At 54.6% G+C, this 19,906-nt stretch carries 21 protein-coding genes and 1 pseudogene; 19 read left to right on the forward strand and 3 right to left on the reverse strand.

The window, feature by feature from the left end:
• Window positions 1-58: 58 nt before the first annotated feature.
• The 3 genes from M0R70_11115 to rho form a co-directional block, all read right to left on the reverse strand.
• The gene (locus tag M0R70_11115; GenBank protein MCK9419916.1) at window positions 59-916 is read right to left on the reverse strand and encodes a DUF1385 domain-containing protein; all 858 of its coding nucleotides are present in this window, start codon (window positions 914-916) and stop codon (window positions 59-61) included.
• Window positions 917-1,128: 212 nt separating this feature from the next.
• On the reverse strand, window positions 1,129-1,329 hold the full coding sequence (gene rpmE / locus M0R70_11120) for a 50S ribosomal protein L31 (protein ID MCK9419917.1): 201 nt from the start codon (window positions 1,327-1,329) through the stop codon (window positions 1,129-1,131).
• Between the two features lie 173 nt (window positions 1,330-1,502).
• Complete coding sequence (rho, locus tag M0R70_11125) at window positions 1,503-2,753, reverse strand: transcription termination factor Rho (GenBank protein MCK9419918.1); 1,251 nt, start codon at window positions 2,751-2,753, stop codon at window positions 1,503-1,505.
• Window positions 2,754-3,395: 642 nt separating this feature from the next.
• On the opposite strand from rho, the gene M0R70_11130 reads away from it, so the two are divergent.
• The 19 genes and pseudogenes from M0R70_11130 (at window position 3,396) to M0R70_11220 (ending at window position 19,855) form a co-directional block, all read left to right on the forward strand.
• Window positions 3,396-4,613: a type II secretion system F family protein gene (locus M0R70_11130; protein ID MCK9419919.1), complete on the forward strand. Its 1,218-nt coding sequence runs from the start codon at window positions 3,396-3,398 to the stop codon at window positions 4,611-4,613.
• Between the two features lie 154 nt (window positions 4,614-4,767).
• Window positions 4,768-5,184 (forward strand): hypothetical protein, encoded by a 417-nt coding sequence (locus tag M0R70_11135; protein ID MCK9419920.1) that lies wholly within the window; start codon window positions 4,768-4,770, stop codon window positions 5,182-5,184.
• Between the two features lie 68 nt (window positions 5,185-5,252).
• A pseudogene (locus tag M0R70_11140) lies at window positions 5,253-5,345 on the forward strand (prepilin-type N-terminal cleavage/methylation domain-containing protein).
• Window positions 5,346-5,920: 575 nt separating this feature from the next.
• On the forward strand, window positions 5,921-7,930 hold the full coding sequence (locus M0R70_11145; protein ID MCK9419921.1) for a tetratricopeptide repeat protein: 2,010 nt from the start codon (window positions 5,921-5,923) through the stop codon (window positions 7,928-7,930).
• Between the two features lie 69 nt (window positions 7,931-7,999).
• Window positions 8,000-8,515: a type II secretion system GspH family protein gene (locus M0R70_11150; GenBank protein MCK9419922.1), complete on the forward strand. Its 516-nt coding sequence runs from the start codon at window positions 8,000-8,002 to the stop codon at window positions 8,513-8,515.
• Window positions 8,515-8,985: a type II secretion system GspH family protein gene (locus tag M0R70_11155; GenBank protein ID MCK9419923.1), complete on the forward strand. Its 471-nt coding sequence runs from the start codon at window positions 8,515-8,517 to the stop codon at window positions 8,983-8,985. The genes M0R70_11150 and M0R70_11155 overlap by 1 nt, the downstream gene beginning before the upstream one ends.
• Window positions 8,986-8,997: 12 nt before the next feature.
• Complete coding sequence (locus M0R70_11160) at window positions 8,998-9,588, forward strand: type II secretion system GspH family protein (GenBank protein ID MCK9419924.1); 591 nt, start codon at window positions 8,998-9,000, stop codon at window positions 9,586-9,588.
• Window positions 9,589-9,621: 33 nt separating this feature from the next.
• Window positions 9,622-10,242: a hypothetical protein gene (locus tag M0R70_11165; GenBank protein ID MCK9419925.1), complete on the forward strand. Its 621-nt coding sequence runs from the start codon at window positions 9,622-9,624 to the stop codon at window positions 10,240-10,242.
• Window positions 10,233-12,287: a hypothetical protein gene (locus M0R70_11170; protein ID MCK9419926.1), complete on the forward strand. Its 2,055-nt coding sequence runs from the start codon at window positions 10,233-10,235 to the stop codon at window positions 12,285-12,287. The genes M0R70_11165 and M0R70_11170 overlap by 10 nt, the downstream gene beginning before the upstream one ends.
• A 310-nt stretch (window positions 12,288-12,597) precedes the next feature.
• Window positions 12,598-12,840, forward strand: coding sequence for a MerR family transcriptional regulator (locus M0R70_11175; protein ID MCK9419927.1), 243 nt, complete (start codon window positions 12,598-12,600; stop codon window positions 12,838-12,840).
• A 106-nt stretch (window positions 12,841-12,946) separates the two neighbouring features.
• On the forward strand, window positions 12,947-13,972 hold the full coding sequence (gene pilM, locus M0R70_11180) for a type IV pilus assembly protein PilM (protein ID MCK9419928.1): 1,026 nt from the start codon (window positions 12,947-12,949) through the stop codon (window positions 13,970-13,972).
• A 249-nt stretch (window positions 13,973-14,221) separates the two neighbouring features.
• Window positions 14,222-14,794 (forward strand): PilN domain-containing protein, encoded by a 573-nt coding sequence (locus M0R70_11185; GenBank protein ID MCK9419929.1) that lies wholly within the window; start codon window positions 14,222-14,224, stop codon window positions 14,792-14,794.
• A 5-nt stretch (window positions 14,795-14,799) separates the two neighbouring features.
• Window positions 14,800-15,354, forward strand: coding sequence for a type 4a pilus biogenesis protein PilO (locus M0R70_11190; protein ID MCK9419930.1), 555 nt, complete (start codon window positions 14,800-14,802; stop codon window positions 15,352-15,354).
• A 107-nt stretch (window positions 15,355-15,461) separates the two neighbouring features.
• Window positions 15,462-15,884 carry a hypothetical protein gene (locus tag M0R70_11195; GenBank protein MCK9419931.1) on the forward strand — a complete coding sequence of 141 codons (423 nt, stop codon included), beginning with the start codon at window positions 15,462-15,464 and terminating at the stop codon, window positions 15,882-15,884.
• Window positions 15,885-15,995: 111 nt separating this feature from the next.
• Window positions 15,996-17,360: a type IV pilus secretin PilQ gene (pilQ, locus tag M0R70_11200; protein MCK9419932.1), complete on the forward strand. Its 1,365-nt coding sequence runs from the start codon at window positions 15,996-15,998 to the stop codon at window positions 17,358-17,360.
• A 176-nt stretch (window positions 17,361-17,536) separates the two neighbouring features.
• Entirely contained in the window at window positions 17,537-17,989 is a 453-nt protein-coding gene (locus M0R70_11205; protein MCK9419933.1) for a ubiquinol-cytochrome c reductase iron-sulfur subunit, read from the forward strand.
• Window positions 17,990-18,151: 162 nt separating this feature from the next.
• Window positions 18,152-18,796 (forward strand): cytochrome b N-terminal domain-containing protein, encoded by a 645-nt coding sequence (locus tag M0R70_11210; GenBank protein ID MCK9419934.1) that lies wholly within the window; start codon window positions 18,152-18,154, stop codon window positions 18,794-18,796.
• A gap of 107 nt (window positions 18,797-18,903) precedes the next feature.
• Window positions 18,904-19,290, forward strand: a complete 387-nt coding sequence (locus M0R70_11215; GenBank protein MCK9419935.1) for a hypothetical protein — start codon at window positions 18,904-18,906, stop codon at window positions 19,288-19,290.
• 316 nt (window positions 19,291-19,606) lie between these two features.
• Window positions 19,607-19,855, forward strand: coding sequence for a sulfurtransferase TusA family protein (locus M0R70_11220; protein MCK9419936.1), 249 nt, complete (start codon window positions 19,607-19,609; stop codon window positions 19,853-19,855).
• Window positions 19,856-19,906: the final 51 nt, after the last annotated feature.

Consider the following 19,906-nt stretch of genomic DNA (forward strand, 5'->3'; position numbering starts at 1 on the left):
TAGTGTCTTTGTGCCTTTGTGGTGAAAGGTATTTAATCCGGAAACAAAAAACCCCGCTTCAGCGGGGTTCCATCGCGAGGGCCTCATTCAGCGCCCTGATGGCGACCTCTATCTGGTCATCCGACGGCTCTCGCGTCGTGAGGCGCTGAAGCCAGAGTCCGGGCAGCATCAGGGTTTTGATCAGAGGGTTCCCGCACTGCTTCGCGCTGTACTTGATGAATTCATATCCCAGCCCCGCGATCAACGGCAGCAGGACGATCCGCGAAAGACCTTTTGCCCAGAGGGGCCAACTGCCCGGAATGAGCGAGAACAGGAGAATGGAAAGCACCATGACCGCGATCAGGAAGCTTGTGCCGCAGCGAGGGTGGATGCAGGAGTACTGCCGCGCGTTCTCGACCGTGAGTTCTTTCCCGGATTCATAGGCGGCGATGGACTTATGCTCCGCGCCGTGGTATTCGAAGACCCGCCGGATGTCTTTCATGAACGAGATGCCGGAAACATATCCCAGAAACAGCCCTACCCGGAGAACACCGTCCGTAAGGTTGAACACGAGGCTGTTCTTATTGACCGTGTCGTAATACGAGCCGAGCAGGTTGGTCAGCAGGAGGGGGAGCGCCAGGAAGATGCCGAGGGAAAAGGCCAGCGCCACGACCATGGTACCGGCCATGGCAAGGGACCCGATCTCTTCTTTTTTTCCGTCTTCGCTTTCGATCGCCTCGTTCGCCGAGAAATTGAGCGCCCGGATGCCGAGCCACAGCGCTTCAAACAGCGCCGCCGAACCCCGGATGATCTTTATCTTCAAGATCGGGAACCGTTCGCCGAGCGGCTTGAGCTCCTGCTTGAAGACCACGATCCCGGCGTCGGGCTTACCGCCTTTGCGTACGGCCACGGTAAAAGCGCGCGGCGAGCGCATCATCACGCCCTCGAGCACCGCCTGGCCGCCTATGGTTATTTTCTCAGACAAATCCAGAACCTCGTCAAATGAAGAAGTGAAAATAACGCCTTGCGGTGACGAGGCCCGTATCGTTAAGCGTCATGCGGCAACGGAGCGACAAAAACACGATGACGTCACCGCCTGACGAAACGGGCATCGTGACCGTTATCCCGCTCTGAGTGGGACTTGTCCAGTTATGCCTTGGTGTATTTTTTCCGGAACTTGTCGATGCGGCCTTCGGTATCGATGAGCTTCTGTTTGCCGGTGAAGAAGGGGTGGCAGACCGAGCAGATGTCAAGCCTGATACTCGGTTTGGTGGACCGGGTCTCGTATGCTTCGCCGCAGGCGCAGTGGACCGCCGACAGCTTGTAGTCCGGGTGAATTCCCTGTTTCATGGTTCAACTCCTCCTGATTATTCTTATGAAGCCACAACTGTCCTAATTTGGTTTCCAAGTCTTGCCGCATCATCCAAGGTTACGGTAAGGTCGGAATAATATACCAAAATACATAAAAATACAAGTAAAAAAATGACGGTAAAAAAATGACGGTTTCCCCTATCGGGGGAAAATCATTTGTTCATCGAGTCAAGGAAATCCCTGTTCGTTTTGTTCTGTTTGAGCTTCTCGAGCAGGAACTCCATGCTCTCCACGGTGGAGAGCGGGTTCAGGACCTTTCTGAGGATCCACATGCGGTTCAGATCGTCCTTGTCCACGAGCAGTTCTTCCTTGCGGGTGCCGGACGCGTTGATGTCGATCGCCGGGAACACGCGTTTTTCGACCAGCTTCCGGTCGAGATGGAGCTCCATGTTGCCGGTGCCTTTGAATTCCTCGAAGATCACATCGTCCATGCGGCTTCCCGTGTCCACGAGCGCCGTTGCCAGGATGGTGAGGCTGCCGCCGCCCCCTTCGATGCTCCGGGCCGCGCCGAAGAACCGCTTGGGCCTCTGGAGCGCATTGGCGTCCAGACCGCCGGAAAGCACCTTGCCCGACGCCGGGATGATCGCGTTGTGCGCCCGCGCGAGACGGGTGACGCTGTCAAGCAGGATCACGACGTCCTTCTTGTGCTCAACAAGCCGCTTGGCCCGCTCGATGACCATGTCCGCGACCTGCACGTGCCTCTGGGGCGGCTCATCAAAAGTGGAGCTGATGATCTCGGCCTTGACCTGGCGCTGCCAGTCCGTGACTTCCTCGGGCCGCTCGTCGATCAGCAGCACGATGAGCTTGATGTCTTTATGGTTCTTCAGTATCGCTTTGGCGATTGACTGGAGCAGCATGGTCTTGCCGGTCCGGGGAGGGGCCACGATCATGCCGCGCTGACCCATGCCGATAGGCGTCACCAGGTCTATGGCGCGCGTGGTATATTCCGTCGGGATCGTTTCAAGCTTTATCTTTTTTTCAGGGTAGTAGGGAGTGAGGTTGTCGAAAAGGATCTTGCTTCGGGATATTTCGGGGTCCTCGTAGTTGATGGCGTCGACCTTGAGGAGCGCGAAATAACGTTCGCCCTCTTTCGGCGGCCGTATCTGGCCGGAGACCGTGTCCCCGGTCCGGATGTTGAACCTTCTTATCTGGGAGGGCGATACGTAGATATCGTCGGGACCGGGGAGATAGTTATAATCGGGCGCCCGAAGGAAGCCGAAGCCGTCGGGCAGGATCTCGAGCACGCCTTCCCCGAAGATCATGCCGTTCTTTTCCGTCTGCGCCTGCAGGATGGCGAAGATCAGCTCCTGTTTTCGCAGACCGCTGACACCTTCGACCTTGAGGTCGTTCGCCATCTCGGTCAATTCGGCGATGTTCTTTCCCTTCAATTCTACTAAATTCATGGTTTTTGCTCCTTGGCCCGCGGTTTGCCGGGGCGTGCGCGGTCTGTACCTGGTGAGAGGTGGGTTATACTGCTCCTGTGGTTGTCATATGTAAGCGTTGTGTATGGCGTTCTGTTGGTTTTTTGCAAGGAGGCTGGTTCCGTCAGACCATCTGTCGGCGGTTTGCTTACGTGATAAAAAGACCTTTCTGTGTAAACGGTATGCTGTGTTTTTACCTGGTTATTATTGTGCTGGGTTTTGCAATAACACGGAGTTTTTGGTCAGGTTTACTCGATAACTCTAGGAAAGATACCCCAGAAAGCCGGATTTGTCAATGATTTTATTTTGTATTGTTGCGGAATTCGTTTTTTTGTGATAACGTTTAACAATTCAGGTTCAAAGTTCCAGGTTCACGGTTCACGGTTGGAAAGCCGTGATGAGCGGTCGATTTGAAGAGTAGACATCGATGAACGAATTTCAAAATGATGTATAAAAGGTTCAAAATTCCGGTGTAGTTTATTCAGCCTTAATCTTGAACTGGTTCGACTCATGCTCACCATCATGAGCGAAAGTCGAATGACTTGAACCGTGAACCTGACAACCTGAGTAGTTTCGTTTGTCCTCAGTAGTCTGAAGTCTGACGCATGATGTGGAGATTCGTACATGCCGCTGTATCAGTATAGAGCCAGGGATAAAGACGGAGCGCTTCGCACCGGTACGATGGAGGCTGCGCGCAAGGATGGGGTGGCGGACCAGCTCTCGGGCATGGGATTCATCCCGGTGATGATCGAGGAGCAGGGACCGGCGCGGACCTCGGGGTTCGACCTTGGCGCAGTGTTCGGCAAGATCAAGCCGCAGGACCTCATTATTTTCAGCAGGCAGCTTGCCACGCTCATGAGCGCGGGCATCCCCTTTATCCAGGGCCTGGTAACGCTCGAACGGCAGTCGGAAAATCCACGGCTGAAAGCCGCGATCTCCCAGGCCCGGCGTGATATTGAGGGCGGCAGTTCGTTCTCCGATGCCCTGGCCCGGCAGCCAAAGATATTCAGCAAGCTGTACGTAAGCCTGATCAGGGCAGGGGAGACTGCCGGTATTCTCGATGAGATCCTGAATCGGCTGGCGCTCCTTGCCGAGCACGAAGCCGAGACCCGCGCGCGGGTGAAAGCAGCGGTACGGTATCCTCTGATCGTCGTGGTCGCCATCTCCCTTGCATTTGCATTCCTCGTCACCTTCGTGATCCCGAAATTCGCGTCGATCTTTGCCCAGTTTAAAACCGCATTGCCGCTGCCCACGCGCATACTGATCAGCATCAACTACGTGGTCCAGAATTACTGGTACATCATCCTTATCAGTATCGCCCTGCTTGTATGGGGGGTGATAGGGTATCTGGGCACACCGGGGGGCAGATGGCAGTGGGACCGGCTGAAGCTCAAGCTGCCGGTGTTTGGCCTCCTTTTTCAAAAAGTGGCGCTCTCGCGGTTCGCGCGCATATTCAGCGCCATGCAGAAGAGCGGCATCTCCATGATGCTGACGCTCGAGATCGCGGGCGAGACGGTGGGCAATGTGGTGATCGCCCGGTCGGTGGAGACCATGAGCGACAGTCTCCGGGACGGCAAGGGGCTGACCCCTCCGATGGAGGCCTCAGGGCTTTTTCCTCCGATGGTGATCCAGATGATGTCGGTGGGCGAGGAAACGGGGCAACTCGACACCATGTTGAACAAGGTCTCAGATTACTACGACATGGACGTGGAGTATACCCTCCGCAACCTGGCGACCATGATCGAGCCGGTACTGCTTCTCTTTGTCGGCGGCATGGTACTGTTCCTGGCATTGGGGATATTCCTGCCCATGTGGAACCTGATGAGTCTGTTCAAGCACTGAACGACAAGCCGACATCCATTTTCGGTCACACCTTGTAAAGGTTTTTCCCCTGCGTGTTTACGTGGGGCTATCTTTAATGGTTTTGAACAAAAATATACTTTGACACTACATTACAAAGAGGCTATACTTTGTTACAGGCCGTCTCGGAGGCAGCGTGAGGACCTGGTTCAAGAATGCAAAAGGGCTCACGATCATTGATGCTGTCATCACGCTTTTCCTTATTGGCATTCTGATCGGCGTTGTGATTCCGAAATATCAGCGAGTGGCCCGCGAGGCCCAGGAAGCGGCCCTCAGGACAGAGCTGGCCAACATTCGGACCAGTATCAGGCTTTTTAAAATGCTGAATACCAGAAATCCGGCAAACCTCAGGGAGATGATCGAAAAGAAGGTAATGTTACCGGGGCGCGTGGGGTCCGATATCTACACCGGTTCATTTTATAAGGAAAGTTACTTGATGAAGAATGCCGTAGATGCGGAGGGTAACAAGGTGGATGCATACGGCAATCCGTTTCTGTACGATAGTAGGCGAGGGGAGGTGAGATCGTCCACGAAAGGATATGAGAACTGGTAGCCTGAAACAGTTATTGAATATTTAATTTGAATTATTGACCCAATAAAAAACTTAAGGAGGAAACAAACATGGTAAAGACCCCAAAAGGTTTTACACTCATCGAGCTGGTCATGGTCATCGTGATTCTGGGCATCCTGGCGGCGGTGGCGATCCCGAGGTATATCGCGCTCCAATCCGATGCCCATCAAGCCGCGGTTAAGGGCATGTACGGCTCTGTACGTTCCGCAGCCGCAATGGTGCATGCAACGTACCTTATCAGAAATACCAATCCGGTAGTTGTTGAGGGCTCATCTGTAGCTATTATTTTTGCCTATCCCTCAACGGCTGGTATTTCAAATGCCGTGCAGTACGACACTACCGACTTTACATTTGCCGGCGGCGTCTTTACTAAGGTTGGCGCATCAAATACTGCTTTTTGCACTGTTAACTATATGGAGCCGGGTGCTCTCAACAGTCCGCCGACTATTACCGTAACGACCACAGGCTGTTAAAAGGGGTTTCGCAGAGTGAGGCTGGGCTTTTCAGAAAAGTCTCGTGCTGCCAGTGTGGAGTGAAAAAAGCCGCCCCCCCCCAGACCGAGGGGCGGCTTTTTGTTTTCATTGCCGCTCTTCAGGTTGTTCGGCACGGCAAAGGACAATTCGGTTGAGATGACGTTCTCCGCCTGTGTTCAAGATGGTGAAATAACAGCACGAAGCGTTCCCGTAAATGCAGGAGGAGCTTGCTGGGTGAGAATAAGATGAGTTCAATGTGGTCCATTTCCGTGAGAACCAGGACGGTCTTCATTTTACTCTTTTTGATCGGCCTACTGGTCTATGTTAATTCCCTAGAGGTCCCGTTTCACTTTGATGATATTTATTACCTGAAAGAGAACCTGCAGATTAAGTCCTTTTCGACATTTCAGCGCTGGCTCACCGAGAGCTACTCCGGGTTCTTTACCAATCGGCCCGTTCTTTTATTCACCTTTTTACTCAATTATTCAATCGGCGGTCTTGATACATTTGGATACCATTTCTTCAATGTGCTGGTACATATCCTTAATGCTTTTTTCTTCTATGTTCTGTTTGCTCGGTATGCCGATCCGGACAGCAGAACGGGTTATTCGATACCGTATGTTCTCGCGGCAATTATCTTTCTCATCCATCCGGTAAACACTGAGAGCGTAACCTATATATCAAGCCGTTCCTCGGTTCTTTCAACGTTCTTTGTCCTGGCATCGATGCTGAGCTTCTTCCGTGCCACGGAAATGCGTCTCCGGCTGCCGTTGTACCTGCTCAGCATCCTTTTTTTCCTAACCGGACTCTTCACCAAGGAAGCCGCAATTGTTCTTCCCGCTCTCCTCATGCTCTTTGACTATTTCTTCGTATCAAACAGCGGGAGAGGGCTCAAGGCCCGCCTGAAATATCATGTTCCTTTTTTTCTGCTCACGCTTGCTCTTTCCCTGGTCTATCTCTCGTATTTGACCAGGCCGGAAGCTGACCGACCGTGGGCAACGCATATCCCCACAGAGCTGAATGTTTTTGTTGAATACGGCAAATTGCTCTTCGTCCCCCTGGGCCTTACGATAGACCACGATGTTACGCTGTTGGGCCTTTTCTCCGGCCGCGCCCTTTTTTCGTTGACCGCGCTGATGACGCTGATTGCTCTCGCGCTGTTCTTAAAAAAGAAGAACCCCGCGATTGCCTTCTCGATATTCTGGTTTTTCATATCCCTGGCCCCGTTTCTGGTTATACGAGTGAAAGATTTTATGGCTGAGCGGTGGCTCTATACGGCAAGCCTCGGCTTTGCCGTCGGCGTTTCCGGGGTCGTCATGTTCGCATCGCAGTCTTACCGGAAGACCGTGCGTGCCGTGGTAGCTCTCTTGCTGGTACTGCTCGGCGTGCTGACCATCACGAGAAACCAGGTATACTCAAGCCCGATTCTCCTGTGGCAAGATGCCGTCAAGAAAGCACCGGAGAAGTCCAGACCTTATATTAATCTTAGCGGCGCCTATATGGAAAACGGACAGGTGGCATTGGGTGTGGCGAACATCCAGGAAGGGATAAAGCTCGGTAAAAAGAATGGGGGGCTCAAGGGCACACAGCTCGTGGCAGCATACATGAATTTGGCAGCAGCCTACCAAAATGGCAATGACCTGCAAAAAGCAGAGGGGGCTTTGAAAACGATTGAGCGGGAAGCTGCTGGTTTTCGTGAATATCACCACAGTCTCGGGCTGATCTACATGAAAACACGGCGCTACGATCAGGCGCTTGTTGAATTCAAAAAAGCCCTCGCCATCCGCCCCAGCTCCCCCACGTATCTCTACCTCTTAGGCGACTGTTGTGAAATGCTCGGGCAGCACAAGACCGCGCAGGAATACTTTTCGCGCGCAACAGCCGGTGTCCCGCAGAGCGGTTCGGACTTCATCCATCAGGGTCTGGCGTTTTACAAGCTGGGAGAAAAGGACCGGCTGCTCTCGTTGCTCTTTGAAGGGGTGAAAGCTGACCCTCTCGATCTTTCTACGAGGCTCTATCTCGCGGACACGTTGCTCAGCAGGCAGTTTTTCGACGATGCATGGAAACAGTATGCAATAGCAGCCGCGTTTTCCCCGCGTTCTGTATCAGCATACCGGGGCATGGGGATCATTCTCCTGTCCCGCGGGGAACGCAGAGAGGCGAGCATGTATTTCGAGAAAGCATTGGGTTTTCTGCCGCCTGAGTCCCCCGAAAGAAAGGGCTTACTGGAACTTTTGGACAAGGCGAAGGGGTAAAGGCGAAGATGTCTTTAACGTTGCCCAGCATTGAATCGCGCTCGTGGTGATGTTATAATTTGGTGACCAATGAACCGAAAGGGTTTCACCCTTATAGAGCTTGTCATGGTCCTCGTGCTGATCGGCATTATCGCCATGTTCGTGGCGCCGAGGATGGTGGATGTGGCTGGCACGAAGGCTGGCGCTTTTAGAGACAAGTTGCGTGCGGATATTCGCTATGCCCAGAACCTGGCCATGACGAGAAATCTAAGGTCCAGGGTTGATTTCAGCACCCTCAACCAGTATTCCGTGCAGAGTAGTACAACGAGCACGTGCAGTGCTTTTCCCGCTGCAATAGATCCGGCAATCAGCGCCGCGTTCACCGTTGTCCTTAACACGGGTGACTATGTCGGCATTACGCTGACACTGCCGGCCCCAATGAACTGCCTTGAATATGATTCCCTCGGCCGGCCCTATGACTGTACCGGGCTCGGGCTTGCTTGTGCTGGGCCCGCGCTCTTATCGGGCATGACTGTTACGGTTAATGCGAACGCGGTTGCCGTGGACAACGTGACGGTTACAGCCCAGACCGGGGCGGTGAACTGATGATACAGAACAAGCATTCAGGAGTCGGGAGTCAGAAGTCAGAAGAGAAGGGCTTCACCCTGATCGAGACCATCATTACTCTCATTGTTCTTTCGATCGCGGCGGTGGGCGTGCTTTCGGTGTTTACCACTGGCATGAAGGGAAGCGCAAATCCGCTGATTTTGAATCAGGCGGTCTCACTGGCGCAGGAGAGGATGGATACGATCATTGGAGACAGGATGAATCCAGCGAGGGGATACACGTGGATTACGACCGCAGTATCACCCTATCTGCCGGAGACACCGGTAACAGGATTCCCTGCTTTTAATCGGAGTGTAACGATCTGCTGTGTATCGGATGTCAATTTGAATTATACCCCTCCCTGCGCGTTGTTTCCACCATGCGCTTCGGGATATGCCCACATCACGGTAACGGTGTCGAATACAACGGTTGGGGATATCGATCTTGATACGGTTGTGACGAATTATTAGCAGGAGCCTCGAATGCGGATTACGGAACGCGGAGCGCGATATGAAAAACGGGACAATATGCGGGATGCGTATTGCGAACGCTCAACTCCGCACTCCGCACCCCGCACCCCGAACGCAAAAGGCTTCACCCTTGTCGAGATCGTTATAACCATTGTGCTCGTCAGCATCCTCTCCGGCATCGCCGCCATGATCATCCTGCAGGGCGTCAGGGCGTATTCTGATGAGTCCTCCCGCAGCGACGTTCATTACCAGGCGCGGCTTGCCGTGGAGCGTATGGCAAGAGAAATACGCCTGATCAGGTCAAGCAGGGTTGCGGACATCCCGACCATGAATGGAACAACACTGCTTTATAATGATATAAACGGGACGCAAATGGGTTTTTGGCTGACTGCCGGGAACCTTCAACGCACGCAAGATAACGGGGCCACTTGGGAGACGCTTGCAACGAACATTCCCGGCGGTCCGGTCTTTACCTATCTTGACAATACAGGCGTGGTTACCGGAGCCCAGACCTCGCTCTGGCTTGTTCAGATAGAGGCTGCCGTTACGCAGGGTACGGAAAGTGTGACCATGCGGACAACCGTTCACCCGAGGAATTTTTAAGATTCGGTGAATGGGTAAATCGGTATAACGAATATGATGACCAGAAAACACCAAAAAGGCGTCTCGCTCATCGCGGCGATATTTATTATCGTCATCCTGGCATTCATGGGTCTGATGTTTGTTTCGCTTATCGGCACAGGTAGCCTTACCTCCGTCAACGACCTCCAATCCGCGAAGGCGCTGTATATCGCGGAGGGTGGAATTGAGAGGACGCTTCGGTTTCTGCAGGAGGGGAACAATTGCGGGGCTATCACCGCAACCTTCAGCGCCGCAACGATCCTTGGGGAGGGAACATTCACCGCGACCGGAACGCAGTTCCGGCCCCTTCCCCAGGCAAGACTGCTCTTCGCCATCGGTCTGAACGACACGACCATACAGTCAAATGCCGCAGACCTTATCGCCGCGGGCTATGCACCCGCGGGCAGGATAACGATCCAGGACCCGACCGTTGCGGAGGAAATCATCGAGTATGCATCGATCACCGGCGACAGTTTCACCAATTGCCGCCGCGGAGTTGCCGGCACCGTAAATCAGGCCCATGCGGGGAACCAACGCATCATACAAAACCAGTGCGATATAACCGCAACGGGAATAGTCGGGTCGGGCGCATTGAGCAGCGCCCAGAGAAAGGCGAAGGTGAGCGTATGGCAGTAAACATGAAAAAGACGATCCTGATCATGGCCATGCTGGCGGCCGGCCTGCACTTGGCCCCTGATCTTTTTGCCGCCAACTTGTTCACGCTTGCGGTCGCCCCGGGAACGACCGTTACGATGGGAGATGCGAGCGCCGTGATCCCCGTTACGATCACGAATACCGGCAACACCGATTATATCGGGTTCGTCAGGATATCCGTTGACGCCGGCATCTATTACATCAGCAACAACACGCCCACTCCGGCCGGCTGGCAACTGACGTTCCCCGTCACCAACGGCGCCGGCCAGGCGTATGCGGAATTCACCGTCATTAATCCCACAGACTCGACATACCGGATTGATCCCGGAGAGAGCCTGATCTTCTCCGTGGCTGTCACGGGCACGAAAACAGGAAGTGATTATCCGCCCATTTATGCCGCAGCTGCCGATACGATCGATTACGTCCTCGATACATGCAAAACGCCTTCCAAGGCCTCGGAGGTGAGCAAGACCAAGAACAGCACGGCCTTCTTTCAGGGTGGGACCTGCACCCCGCTCCCGACCCTGACCTGCGCAGCAGGAAATATTCAGGATTGTTTCACAAGAAAAGCGCTGTACGGTTCCATGAACGCGTCGCCTTCCGCGGTAGGGAGCAACGGAACGATTATCGTCAATTTTACGATCACCAACAGATCCAGCACCAGTCCCCAGGCAACCATCCTACCCGCGAGCGACTCCCTCACGGTGAATGCTGTCGGGGCAAGCGCAGCCTGCAGCGGGCCGACGCCTGCTTCGGCGAGCAATCTCAATCAAGGGGAATCGGCAACGTTCCAATGGGTCTGCACGGCAAGCGGCAGCGGCAGCCTGCAGTTCTGCAACTCCGCCAGAAACGGTTCCGGCAACGCAACGTCTGTGACCGTCTGTTCGAACACGGTGGCGGTAGGCGACTTTACCGGGTCCCTCTCACTTTCGCCGAACCAGATTATTACCGGCCAGAACGTAACGGTTTTACTTCAGGTGACGAACAACGGCACTTCGAGCAGGCATATTGTCTCGCCGGCCGCCCTTACATTCCAGCAGCTTTCCGGCAGCGTGGTGAGCAATTGTTCCGGGACGACGCCAGGGTCAGTCGGGAATATAGGGCCCGGGGCTTCGGCGACATTTCAGTGGACATGCACAATCACTTCGACGCAGGTCGGGAGCACGTTCCGGTATTCCGGGTACGCTGTCGATGGGGATGGGCAGAGCTCGAACCCAAACCCCTCGTATTCGAATACGGGAACCGTTTCGGCGTATTCCGTGGTCGGTTCTCCCGCTACGTCGTACTATTTGAACACCAATGTCCCTTTTGTGTTCACGGTCAGGAACGGAGGTGGATATCCCGTTACCTACCTTAAGATCTCCACACCGGACGCCGGCTTCGTTTATTCTTCCGCATCCGGCGGTTGCGGAGTAAACTGGACGGCGGCGCAGGCCGGTCCGCCATCCATCGTAACGTTCGATTCGGGCGGCTGCGCCAGTTGTGCGTCTCCTGCCAGGTGCATTCCCTGCGCGACGGGCGAATGTTCTTTCACCATTACGTATGCGTCCCTTCCGAATGTGAGCCAGAATGTGAATTCGAGTACGGACTTCAATTTCAAGGTGGATCTGTGGGACACCCAGACGCCTACGAACAAGGACCCCCGGGCCTCGATCGGAGTTATTTTCCGCATCACGAAGAACAACATTACGATTATGGGCATTCCCGACACCGTGAATCCCGGCTGCACCTCCGAACTCATCGCCACCGTCACGCCCCCTGTGCCCAACGGAAGCGTGGTGGGCTTCGGTTCGACCGGCGGGACGCTATCCAACATCACCACAACCACCACGTCTACCGTGGGCGGCGTGGGAACCAGCGAGGCGTGCGCGACTCTCAAGGCGCTCAAGCCCTATAATCTCGCGATACCCACCGCGACCGTGACTGCCTCATATCAGGACGTCTCCTCATCCGCGACCATTGTCTATCCCAATGCTGCCGAATGCGGTAATGTTCAGCGGTTCCGCTGGCAGGAGGTCGTCCAGTAGGGACGCGGACCGGCAGGCGCTTTCTTCGCCCGCGCCAATGATAAAAATATTTTTTGGTCATCCTCCTTGACGGCGGATAGGGCACAGGCCGAACTCCGTAGGGTTTTCTCTTTTAACCCAGCCCTATTTTGTGGACTTTCATGAGGCTGCATTTTTCGTTAATAAAAAAATAATCACTAAAAAACACTTTTCTTCTTGACAACCGCTCCGATATCAGCTATTTTTTATTCAATCTATAGAAAACTAAACTCAAACTCAAACTCAAATTCAACCTTATTTTTGAATCCAGACCCTGTTGGGGAGAAGCCGCATGAAAACGTCAGAAATCATCAGCAAACTCGATATCCCGAGGCACAAGCTCTACTACTTGGAGCAGAAGGGATATATCAAGCCCACGCGCATCCCCATGGGCGACCTGGAGGCGCGGGAATACAGCAAGCAGGATTTCGAGCGGATCCGGGTGATCTGGAAATACCTGCGGCGCGGGTACAAGCACAAGATGGCGTTCCAGATGGCATCGGAAGAACTCAAGTCGGAGAAGGCGGGGAGTTGATGCGAACGAAGGACGAGAGACGAAGGACGACGGACGAATAGACGTTGCGTCCCTCGTCCCAGTGAGCGACGCGAACGGTCGTCCATCGTCCATCATAATGTAAACTATGCGATTCTTTTCTAACGACATAACAGGGGTCGACATCGGCGCGGGCAGCATCAAGGTCGTGCGCCTTTCGCGGGGCGGAAATCGGCCGAAGCTTCTGTCGGCCATGCTTGTGGAATTATCCCCCGATCCGGCCCTGGCTGCGAGCATCAGCGGCGACCTCCGCCAACTCCGGGCCGACAAGAAGATCGGCGGCGCCAATGTCGTGACCCTGATGCCCGGCAAGCATCTGACGATCCGCGCGCTTACGCTGCCCAAGATGCCGCCCAACGAACTGCGCGAGGCGGTCCGCTGGGAGGCGAAGCGGCATATTTCCTATTCGGTGGATTCCGCCCAGGTGGAATATCTTATTGTCAATGAAAGGCAGGAGGGCGTGCTGGAGAAGTACGATATTGTCATGGTGGCCGCTGAACGGGCGAAGGTGCTTGAGCAGCTGGCGCCGTTTAATGCCGCAAAGATCAAAGTGTCCGCCGTTGATGCGAACGCCCTGGCCCTCCGCAATGTTCTCCGGACCCGCGAGATACCCGCTGATGAAAATACCCTTGTCGTGGACCTTGGCGCGGGCAAAACCGAGGTCACTATTTTCAAGGGAGGCGATCTCCGGTTCAGCCGCTGCGTGGAGAGCGGAGGTCTGGACATGACCCGCGCCGTCGCCGAAGCGTTGAACATCGGTTTTCAGGAGGCGGAGGACAAGAAGCGCGCCCTGAATATTCTGACGCCGCCTGATCAGGACCCGGCAATCGCGGCGCTCCAGCCGCGGGTCGACGGCCTGCTGATGGAGATACGGCGGTCGGTTGAATACTATAAGACCACGTTCCGTGAGAAAAGCGTGGAGGGCATGATCTTGAGCGGCGGCGTATCGCTCATGCCGGGGCTCAAGGACTATTTCGCCCAATCGCTCGAGGGCGCGGTGGAGCTCGACCGGCCATTTGACGGCCTGACCTGCAAGAAGAACATGCTTGATGAGTTCGGACCGGTTGCGCCGCGGTTTTCCGCAGCCATCGGGCTGGCGTTGAGAAAAATGTGATCGTTACCCGGTAGTCAATAACGAGTAACGACACAGGTTCAAAGTTCCGGGTTCACTGTTCAAGGTTGGAAAGCCGTGAAGAGCGAACGATTTGAAGAATTGACATGAACGAATTTCAAAAAGGTGGATGATAGGTTCAACGTTCCGGTGTTGCTTATTCAGCCTAAACCGTGAACCTTGAACCTTGAACCGTGAACCTGACAACCTGCGTAGTGACACGATCAGCATCAGGATGAATTTAAAAACATCATGAAATCGATAAAAGACTACATCAATCTGCTGCCCCAGGAGGAAAAGAAGCCCTTTTCCTTGGAGACGTGGGGCATTATTCTGTCCCTGGTGTTCATCGTGGTATGGCTGGGATTGTTCGGCCGGCAGGTGTGGCAGTACCGGTTGTTACAAAACCGGATCACCACCCTGAACGCGCAGAAACAGACCCTCCAGGTGCAGGCAGACGCCTTGCGTAAAGAGCTTACGATCGCCTCTCCGTCGGGAATGACGCGGGACAAGGCCGCGTTGATCCAGGATATTTTGCAGGAGCGGGTGCTGTGGTCGGAGGTATTCAAGCAGCTCTCGCGCATTGTCCCCTCGGGCCTGTGGTTCGATTACCTGGAAGGCATTTCCGACGGCAAGGTGGAGATCAAGATCAAGGGGGGCGCGTTCAGCTATATCTCGATTGCCGATTTTATGGCTTCCATGGAAAAATCGGGATATTTCGAACATCCTCAGCTTTCTTATGCCCAGAAGGCCGTGGTCCAGGGGCAGGATATGGTTGGGTTTGAGATCATCTGCGGCATGAAGAAATCGCAGGGGGCGCAATGAAGGTGATGGCTGATCTATACTCACGCATTGTTGTCCTATGGCGAAAGCTCACGAATCGCGAGCGTATTATCGCGGCGGTCACCCTGGCATGCGTTCTTTCAGGATTCCTTTATCAATTTCCGTATTCCCTGCTGGCGCGATCACTGAGTTCCGTTCAGACGGGCATCAGGGCCATGGAGAACGACATTGTCGACCAGACGGTGCAGATCGTTGAGCTCAAGCGGCGCGCCTCCATTGACATCTCGGCCTCGGCAGGATGGGACCTGGCGGACCAGAAGAGCGCGGTCCTGTTCCTCGAGGATGTGACCGGCACAGCTCGGCGCATGGGGGTCAGTCTTGTGGCGGTCCATCCCGCCCAGGAGATCAATAAGGAGAAGTACAAAGAGATTTCGATGAACCTCGACCTGAAAGGCCGTTACCGGGAGCTTGGAGAATATTTCAAGCGCCTTGAGAGCCTGTCAAAGGTCGTTAACGTCCGCAAGATCCGCATCGAATCCTGTCCGGATTCGTCTTCCGTGTGCGCGGCCCAGATTGAGGCGGTCACATATATGGCGAAGTGACGGGAAGGAGGGGCAGGGGAGGAAGGACGGGCGGTGAACCATCGTCAATCTTCCCCGCGGGCGGTCGTTCGTTGTTCTTCAAGCGAGAGCGAAAGAACAGTTTATCTATGTGGAAAAGACTGGTAATCATATCCATGGCGGTGACTGCGTGTTCCCTGACTACTGCCCTGGCGCAGGAAGGCACTGCGGAGAGGGACCCTTTCTATCCCTCCGCGGACCGGCCGGGCGTTACAGCGCTCCGCCCAAGCGGGGCTGGTGAGAGCTCATGGGGGAGGGACCCGTTCGACAACCCCCTTGCAGGCAAGGCGGCCGCTCAAAAGGGTCCGTCTTCGCCGGGTAGCCGAATGCTGACCGGCATTATTTACAGCAAGGACGTCCGGTTGGCCATCTTCGGAGGTGAGACGTACCTGGTGGGTAGCAAGATCGGCGACAGGAAGCTGCTGGACATCCGAAGGCGGAGCGTGGTGTTCATGAGCTCCGCCGGCGAAAAGGAAGAAGTGTTCCTCGAAGATTTTACCATGAACAGGTGAAAAAGAGAGTGTATCGAGTCTGTTGAGTTTATGGGGTCTTAAGGGTCTGAAGGCGATGCCGTCTCAACCCCCCGGACTCCCGAGATTCCGTCAGCTCGCCCGGAGGTGACTATGGTTCCTTGTACAGCCAGATCCCTGATTCGTCTGGCGACGCTTGCGAGCGTTGCCCTATGGTTGATCGCCACGCCGGTCCCCGCACAGACGGTCGACATTAAGAAAACGCATGCGGAGTTTTCCATGGAGTTCAGGGACGCCGAGATCAAGGACGTGCTGAGGGCCGTGGGACAGGCGGCGAACCTGAACATGATCGTGAGCGATGCGGTGAGCGGAAAGGTCTCCCTGAGCATCAAGGACGTCGATATCTGGTACGCGCTCGAGTCCATTCTCAAGACCAAAGGGCTCACCTATGTCCGCGACGGGAACATGGTTCGCGTCCTCTCCGTGTCCGAGGCAAGAGATCATGACATGGATACCAGGGTCTTTCCCCTGCATCACGCAAAGAGCAAGGACATTCTTCCCATCATAAAAAGCGATAATCCGTCAGCGAAGATCTCCGAGGACAGCAGAATGAACGCGCTTGTCATCAGGGACCTTTCGTTGAATCTCGACCGCGTGGCGCGGCTGCTCAAGGACCTTGATGTCAAAATGCCGCAGGTCCTGATCGAGGCGAAGATCGTGGAGGTGTCGAGTAATTACATTCGAGAGCTTGGCGTGCAGTGGGGAGGACAATATTCAGGCACCAGCACCAGGGGGACCACGGTGATGAGCGGCGGCACAACCGGCGGCTCCACCGTCAGCGCGAGTCCGCTGGTCGGCAGTAATGCTTTTTATCCTCTGACCGGCGACATCGGCCCGAGCGGTAATGCCTATGTCGTGAACCTGCCGGCCAACGTGGGGGCTGGTTCGGGCGGCGCGCTCGGCATAAGTTTCGGCAAGCTGGGAGGGAAACTGGCGCTCGATCTCCAGTTGTCCGCCATGCAGACCACGGGCAATGGCAGGATCCTGTCCAGTCCCAAGGTGATGACTATGAACAATAAGGAAGCGAGGATATCGAGCGGTACCGATATCCCGATCAGGACGGTAAGTTCCACCGCCAATACCACCGGAGGGAGCATCAATACCGCCTCCGTACAGATGATATCCGCAAGCCTCGCGTTGTCGGCCGTTCCCACCATTACGAACGACAACAGGATCGCTATGACGATCAAGGTGGAAAAATCGGAGCCGGATTTTTCCCACCAGGTGGACGGCATTCCCACGATCGCGAAACGTGATGCGACCTCCGAGGTTGTCATGAACAACGGCGAGACGATCGTGCTCGGCGGCATCCTCACCAAGAGCGAGGGGGAGTCAGAGTCCGGGGTACCGTTCCTGTCGAAGATACCCATCCTCGGCTGGCTTTTCAAGAAGAAGAGCACGTTCGATAACCAGTCGGAACTCATGATCTTCATTACGACGACAATTATGTCGGAATAGATAAACGAAAAGCTGTTTCCATTGGCGTGTATCACCGACCCTATCCTCATTGTTGCTCTATTCCCGGTTGTCCCCGGAAACAGCAATCGTTCACTATGCCATGGCGGGATTGTCCGGGTTCAGCACTTACTCTCTTTCGGGGTTGACACCACCTCCCTATCGTAGTATAAAAATCCATGGAAACCGGCAGACGGGAATTTATCATAAAGACGCTCACCAGTGTGCTCGTTCTGCTCGGCATCGGATTTCTGGTTCCCGCTGTCAAGATCGTTGCTCCCGTCGGCAGCCGCGATAAGGAGCTGGTCTTTTTCCCGCTCCTTGCCGAGGAGGAGATCCCGCGGATCGGCGTAAAAAAGGCGGAGCTGACGTTTGCCGTCCTGGGCAAAGAAAGGAAAGCCAGGGTCTTTCTTGTGTCTTCTTCCGAGGGACCGGTGGTTTTTTCCGCCATCTGTTCTCATCTTGGATGTCTGGTCAGTTATCATAAAGAAAAGCAGGAATTTATCTGCCCTTGCCACGGCGGGAAGTATGATCTGAACGGCAGAAATATTTTTGGCCCGCCTCCCGCGCCGCTTACGCGCTTTCCTCTGAAAATTCAGGACGGCATGCTGTTCGTCGGGGTCAAGGTGTAACAGGCTGTTGAAAAAGTCTTTTTGTGGTTCGACAGGCTCACCACGAACGGATGACTATGAATAATTTCAAGACCAGTCCCGATCGCCCTGAGCTTGTCGAAGGGTATGCCGAGTGTTTTTCAACAGCCTGGTAATCAGATTACATTTACCGAGCGCCTTATTATGAACCTTATTGATTACTTTAATGCCCGCATGGGACTCACGAGCAGGCACCGGAGAGTAATGGACAGACCGGTGCCGGGGTGGATCAACTATTTCTATTGCTTCGGCGGGATAACGTTCACGCTGTTCATTGTGCAACTCCTGACCGGACTGCTCCTGTCAATGCACTACAACCCCTCGGAGGCGGATGCGTACGCGAGCATCCAGCGCCTGGACCGGACCGTGCCGCTGGGAGGCCTGCTTCGTTCGGCGCACAAATGGGCCGCGAACCTCATGGTTGTGATGGTGCTGCTCCACATGAGCAGGGTTTTCATCACCGGCTCCTATAAAAATCCCCGGGAACTGACCTGGGTCGCCGGAGCCCTGCTGTTGGTGATGACGCTGGCGTTCGGATTCACCGGCTACCTCCTGCCCTGGGACCAGAAGGCGTACTGGGCAACCGTGGTGGGGACCAACATGCTCGGCTCGGTACCGTTCTTCGGGCCGCATCTCACCGCTTTTGTACGCGGCGGGACTGAGGTGACAGGCCAGACGCTCCTCCGTTTTTACAGCATGCACATGCTCTGGTTCCCGGTCTTGACAGCGCTCTTCCTCTGGGTCCATTTCCATATTATACGGAGGCTGGGGATATCGGGGAGGATGTAGGAGTGAGGAGTGAGGAGTGAGGAGTGAGGAGTGAGGAGTGAGGAGTGAGGAGTGAGGAGTGAGGAGTGAGGAGTGAGGAAACCTCTCCTCTCGCACGCAGGAATTATATGATAGATAGTAAAAACGAAAATAAATTTTTTCCTTACTACTTCTTCGAGATCATGCTCGTGGTGATGTTCACGATCGAACTGGTGCTGGTCCTCGCGGTCCTGTTCCCGCCGTCGATCGGCAGGGAGATCGACTTCTCCGCCCAGTTCAGCCCGCGGCCTGAATGGTATTTTCTTTACCTGTATCAGCTCACCAAATACTTTTACGGCGGATGGACATTCGTCGGCGCCGTGCTGCTGCCGGGTCTTGCGTTCATCGTGCTTCTGCTTACTCCCTTCCTTGATAAATCACCATCGACCGGGATCCGGCAGAGGAAAATACCTGCGATTCTCGGCTGTTGCCTGCTCGCAATCGTCATCGCACTGACCATCCTGTCGCTGTTATAAGCAAAGCAGTGAGGGTTATAACAATGTCAAATAGAGGGTTTTTCTTTTGTTAATGTGAAAAAACATAAAACGAGTATTGACAGGAAACGCAGTTTTTGCTAAGTTACTACACCTGCTCGACCCGCCCAAGCTTATTAGGAGAACGGTCACCCTGGTTTTATCACGGGGCGGCGGTACGAGCCTGCGCACGCGGAGGTGGTACCCGGATTTATTACGCTGCGCACCATTGCGGTATACTTGCACAGCAAAGATGTTCATTAACGGGTCGTTTTCGTGAATGCCCCGAAATTTTCGTATATCACTAAGGAGGAAGCACATGTCAATCAAGACTGCAACACCGGACCAGACGCTGGACACCCTGGGCAGGGTATGTCCCTATCCACTGCTCCTGACCAAGAAGGCGATCGAGAAGCTCGGCAGCGGCCAGACGATCAAAGTGCTGTGCGATGCCCCGGCATCGGCCGAGGACAGCATTCCGCGCTACTGCGAGAAGAACAACCTCGGCGTCGAGACCGTGAAGATCGAAGACAAGGGTTTCTGGGAGATCTACATCAAGAAGCCGTAACCACAAGGCTGGAAGCCGCCTTTCAGGGATTCGAGAACCATGTCCGGAAAA

The organism is Nitrospirota bacterium, assembly GCA_023229435.1.
Taxonomy (GTDB): domain Bacteria; phylum Nitrospirota; class UBA9217; order UBA9217; family UBA9217; genus JALNZF01.

Bases quoted from the DNA above. Each gene is read 5' to 3' on its own strand.
- M0R70_11210 (MCK9419934.1), top strand. From the start codon at position 18,152: ATGAACCTTATTGATTACTTTAATGCCCGCATGGGACTCACGAGCAGG.
- M0R70_11155 (MCK9419923.1), top strand. From the start codon at position 8,515: ATGATACAGAACAAGCATTCAGGAGTCGGGAGTCAGAAGTCAGAAGAG.
- M0R70_11195 (MCK9419931.1), top strand. From the start codon at position 15,462: ATGTGGAAAAGACTGGTAATCATATCCATGGCGGTGACTGCGTGTTCC.
- M0R70_11215 (MCK9419935.1), top strand. From the start codon at position 18,904: ATGATAGATAGTAAAAACGAAAATAAATTTTTTCCTTACTACTTCTTC.
- M0R70_11145 (MCK9419921.1), top strand. From the start codon at position 5,921: ATGAGTTCAATGTGGTCCATTTCCGTGAGAACCAGGACGGTCTTCATT.
- M0R70_11150 (MCK9419922.1), top strand. From the start codon at position 8,000: ATGAACCGAAAGGGTTTCACCCTTATAGAGCTTGTCATGGTCCTCGTG.
- M0R70_11130 (MCK9419919.1), top strand. From the start codon at position 3,396: ATGCCGCTGTATCAGTATAGAGCCAGGGATAAAGACGGAGCGCTTCGC.
- M0R70_11160 (MCK9419924.1), top strand. From the start codon at position 8,998: ATGCGGATTACGGAACGCGGAGCGCGATATGAAAAACGGGACAATATG.
- rho (MCK9419918.1), bottom strand. From the start codon at position 2,753: ATGAATTTAGTAGAATTGAAGGGAAAGAACATCGCCGAATTGACCGAG.
- rpmE (MCK9419917.1), bottom strand. From the start codon at position 1,329: ATGAAACAGGGAATTCACCCGGACTACAAGCTGTCGGCGGTCCACTGC.
- M0R70_11220 (MCK9419936.1), top strand. From the start codon at position 19,607: ATGTCAATCAAGACTGCAACACCGGACCAGACGCTGGACACCCTGGGC.
- M0R70_11165 (MCK9419925.1), top strand. From the start codon at position 9,622: ATGATGACCAGAAAACACCAAAAAGGCGTCTCGCTCATCGCGGCGATA.
- M0R70_11190 (MCK9419930.1), top strand. From the start codon at position 14,800: ATGGCTGATCTATACTCACGCATTGTTGTCCTATGGCGAAAGCTCACG.
- M0R70_11175 (MCK9419927.1), top strand. From the start codon at position 12,598: ATGAAAACGTCAGAAATCATCAGCAAACTCGATATCCCGAGGCACAAG.
- M0R70_11185 (MCK9419929.1), top strand. From the start codon at position 14,222: ATGAAATCGATAAAAGACTACATCAATCTGCTGCCCCAGGAGGAAAAG.
- pilM (MCK9419928.1), top strand. From the start codon at position 12,947: ATGCGATTCTTTTCTAACGACATAACAGGGGTCGACATCGGCGCGGGC.
- M0R70_11205 (MCK9419933.1), top strand. From the start codon at position 17,537: ATGGAAACCGGCAGACGGGAATTTATCATAAAGACGCTCACCAGTGTG.
- M0R70_11170 (MCK9419926.1), top strand. From the start codon at position 10,233: ATGGCAGTAAACATGAAAAAGACGATCCTGATCATGGCCATGCTGGCG.
- pilQ (MCK9419932.1), top strand. From the start codon at position 15,996: ATGGTTCCTTGTACAGCCAGATCCCTGATTCGTCTGGCGACGCTTGCG.
- M0R70_11115 (MCK9419916.1), bottom strand. From the start codon at position 916: ATGATGCGCTCGCCGCGCGCTTTTACCGTGGCCGTACGCAAAGGCGGT.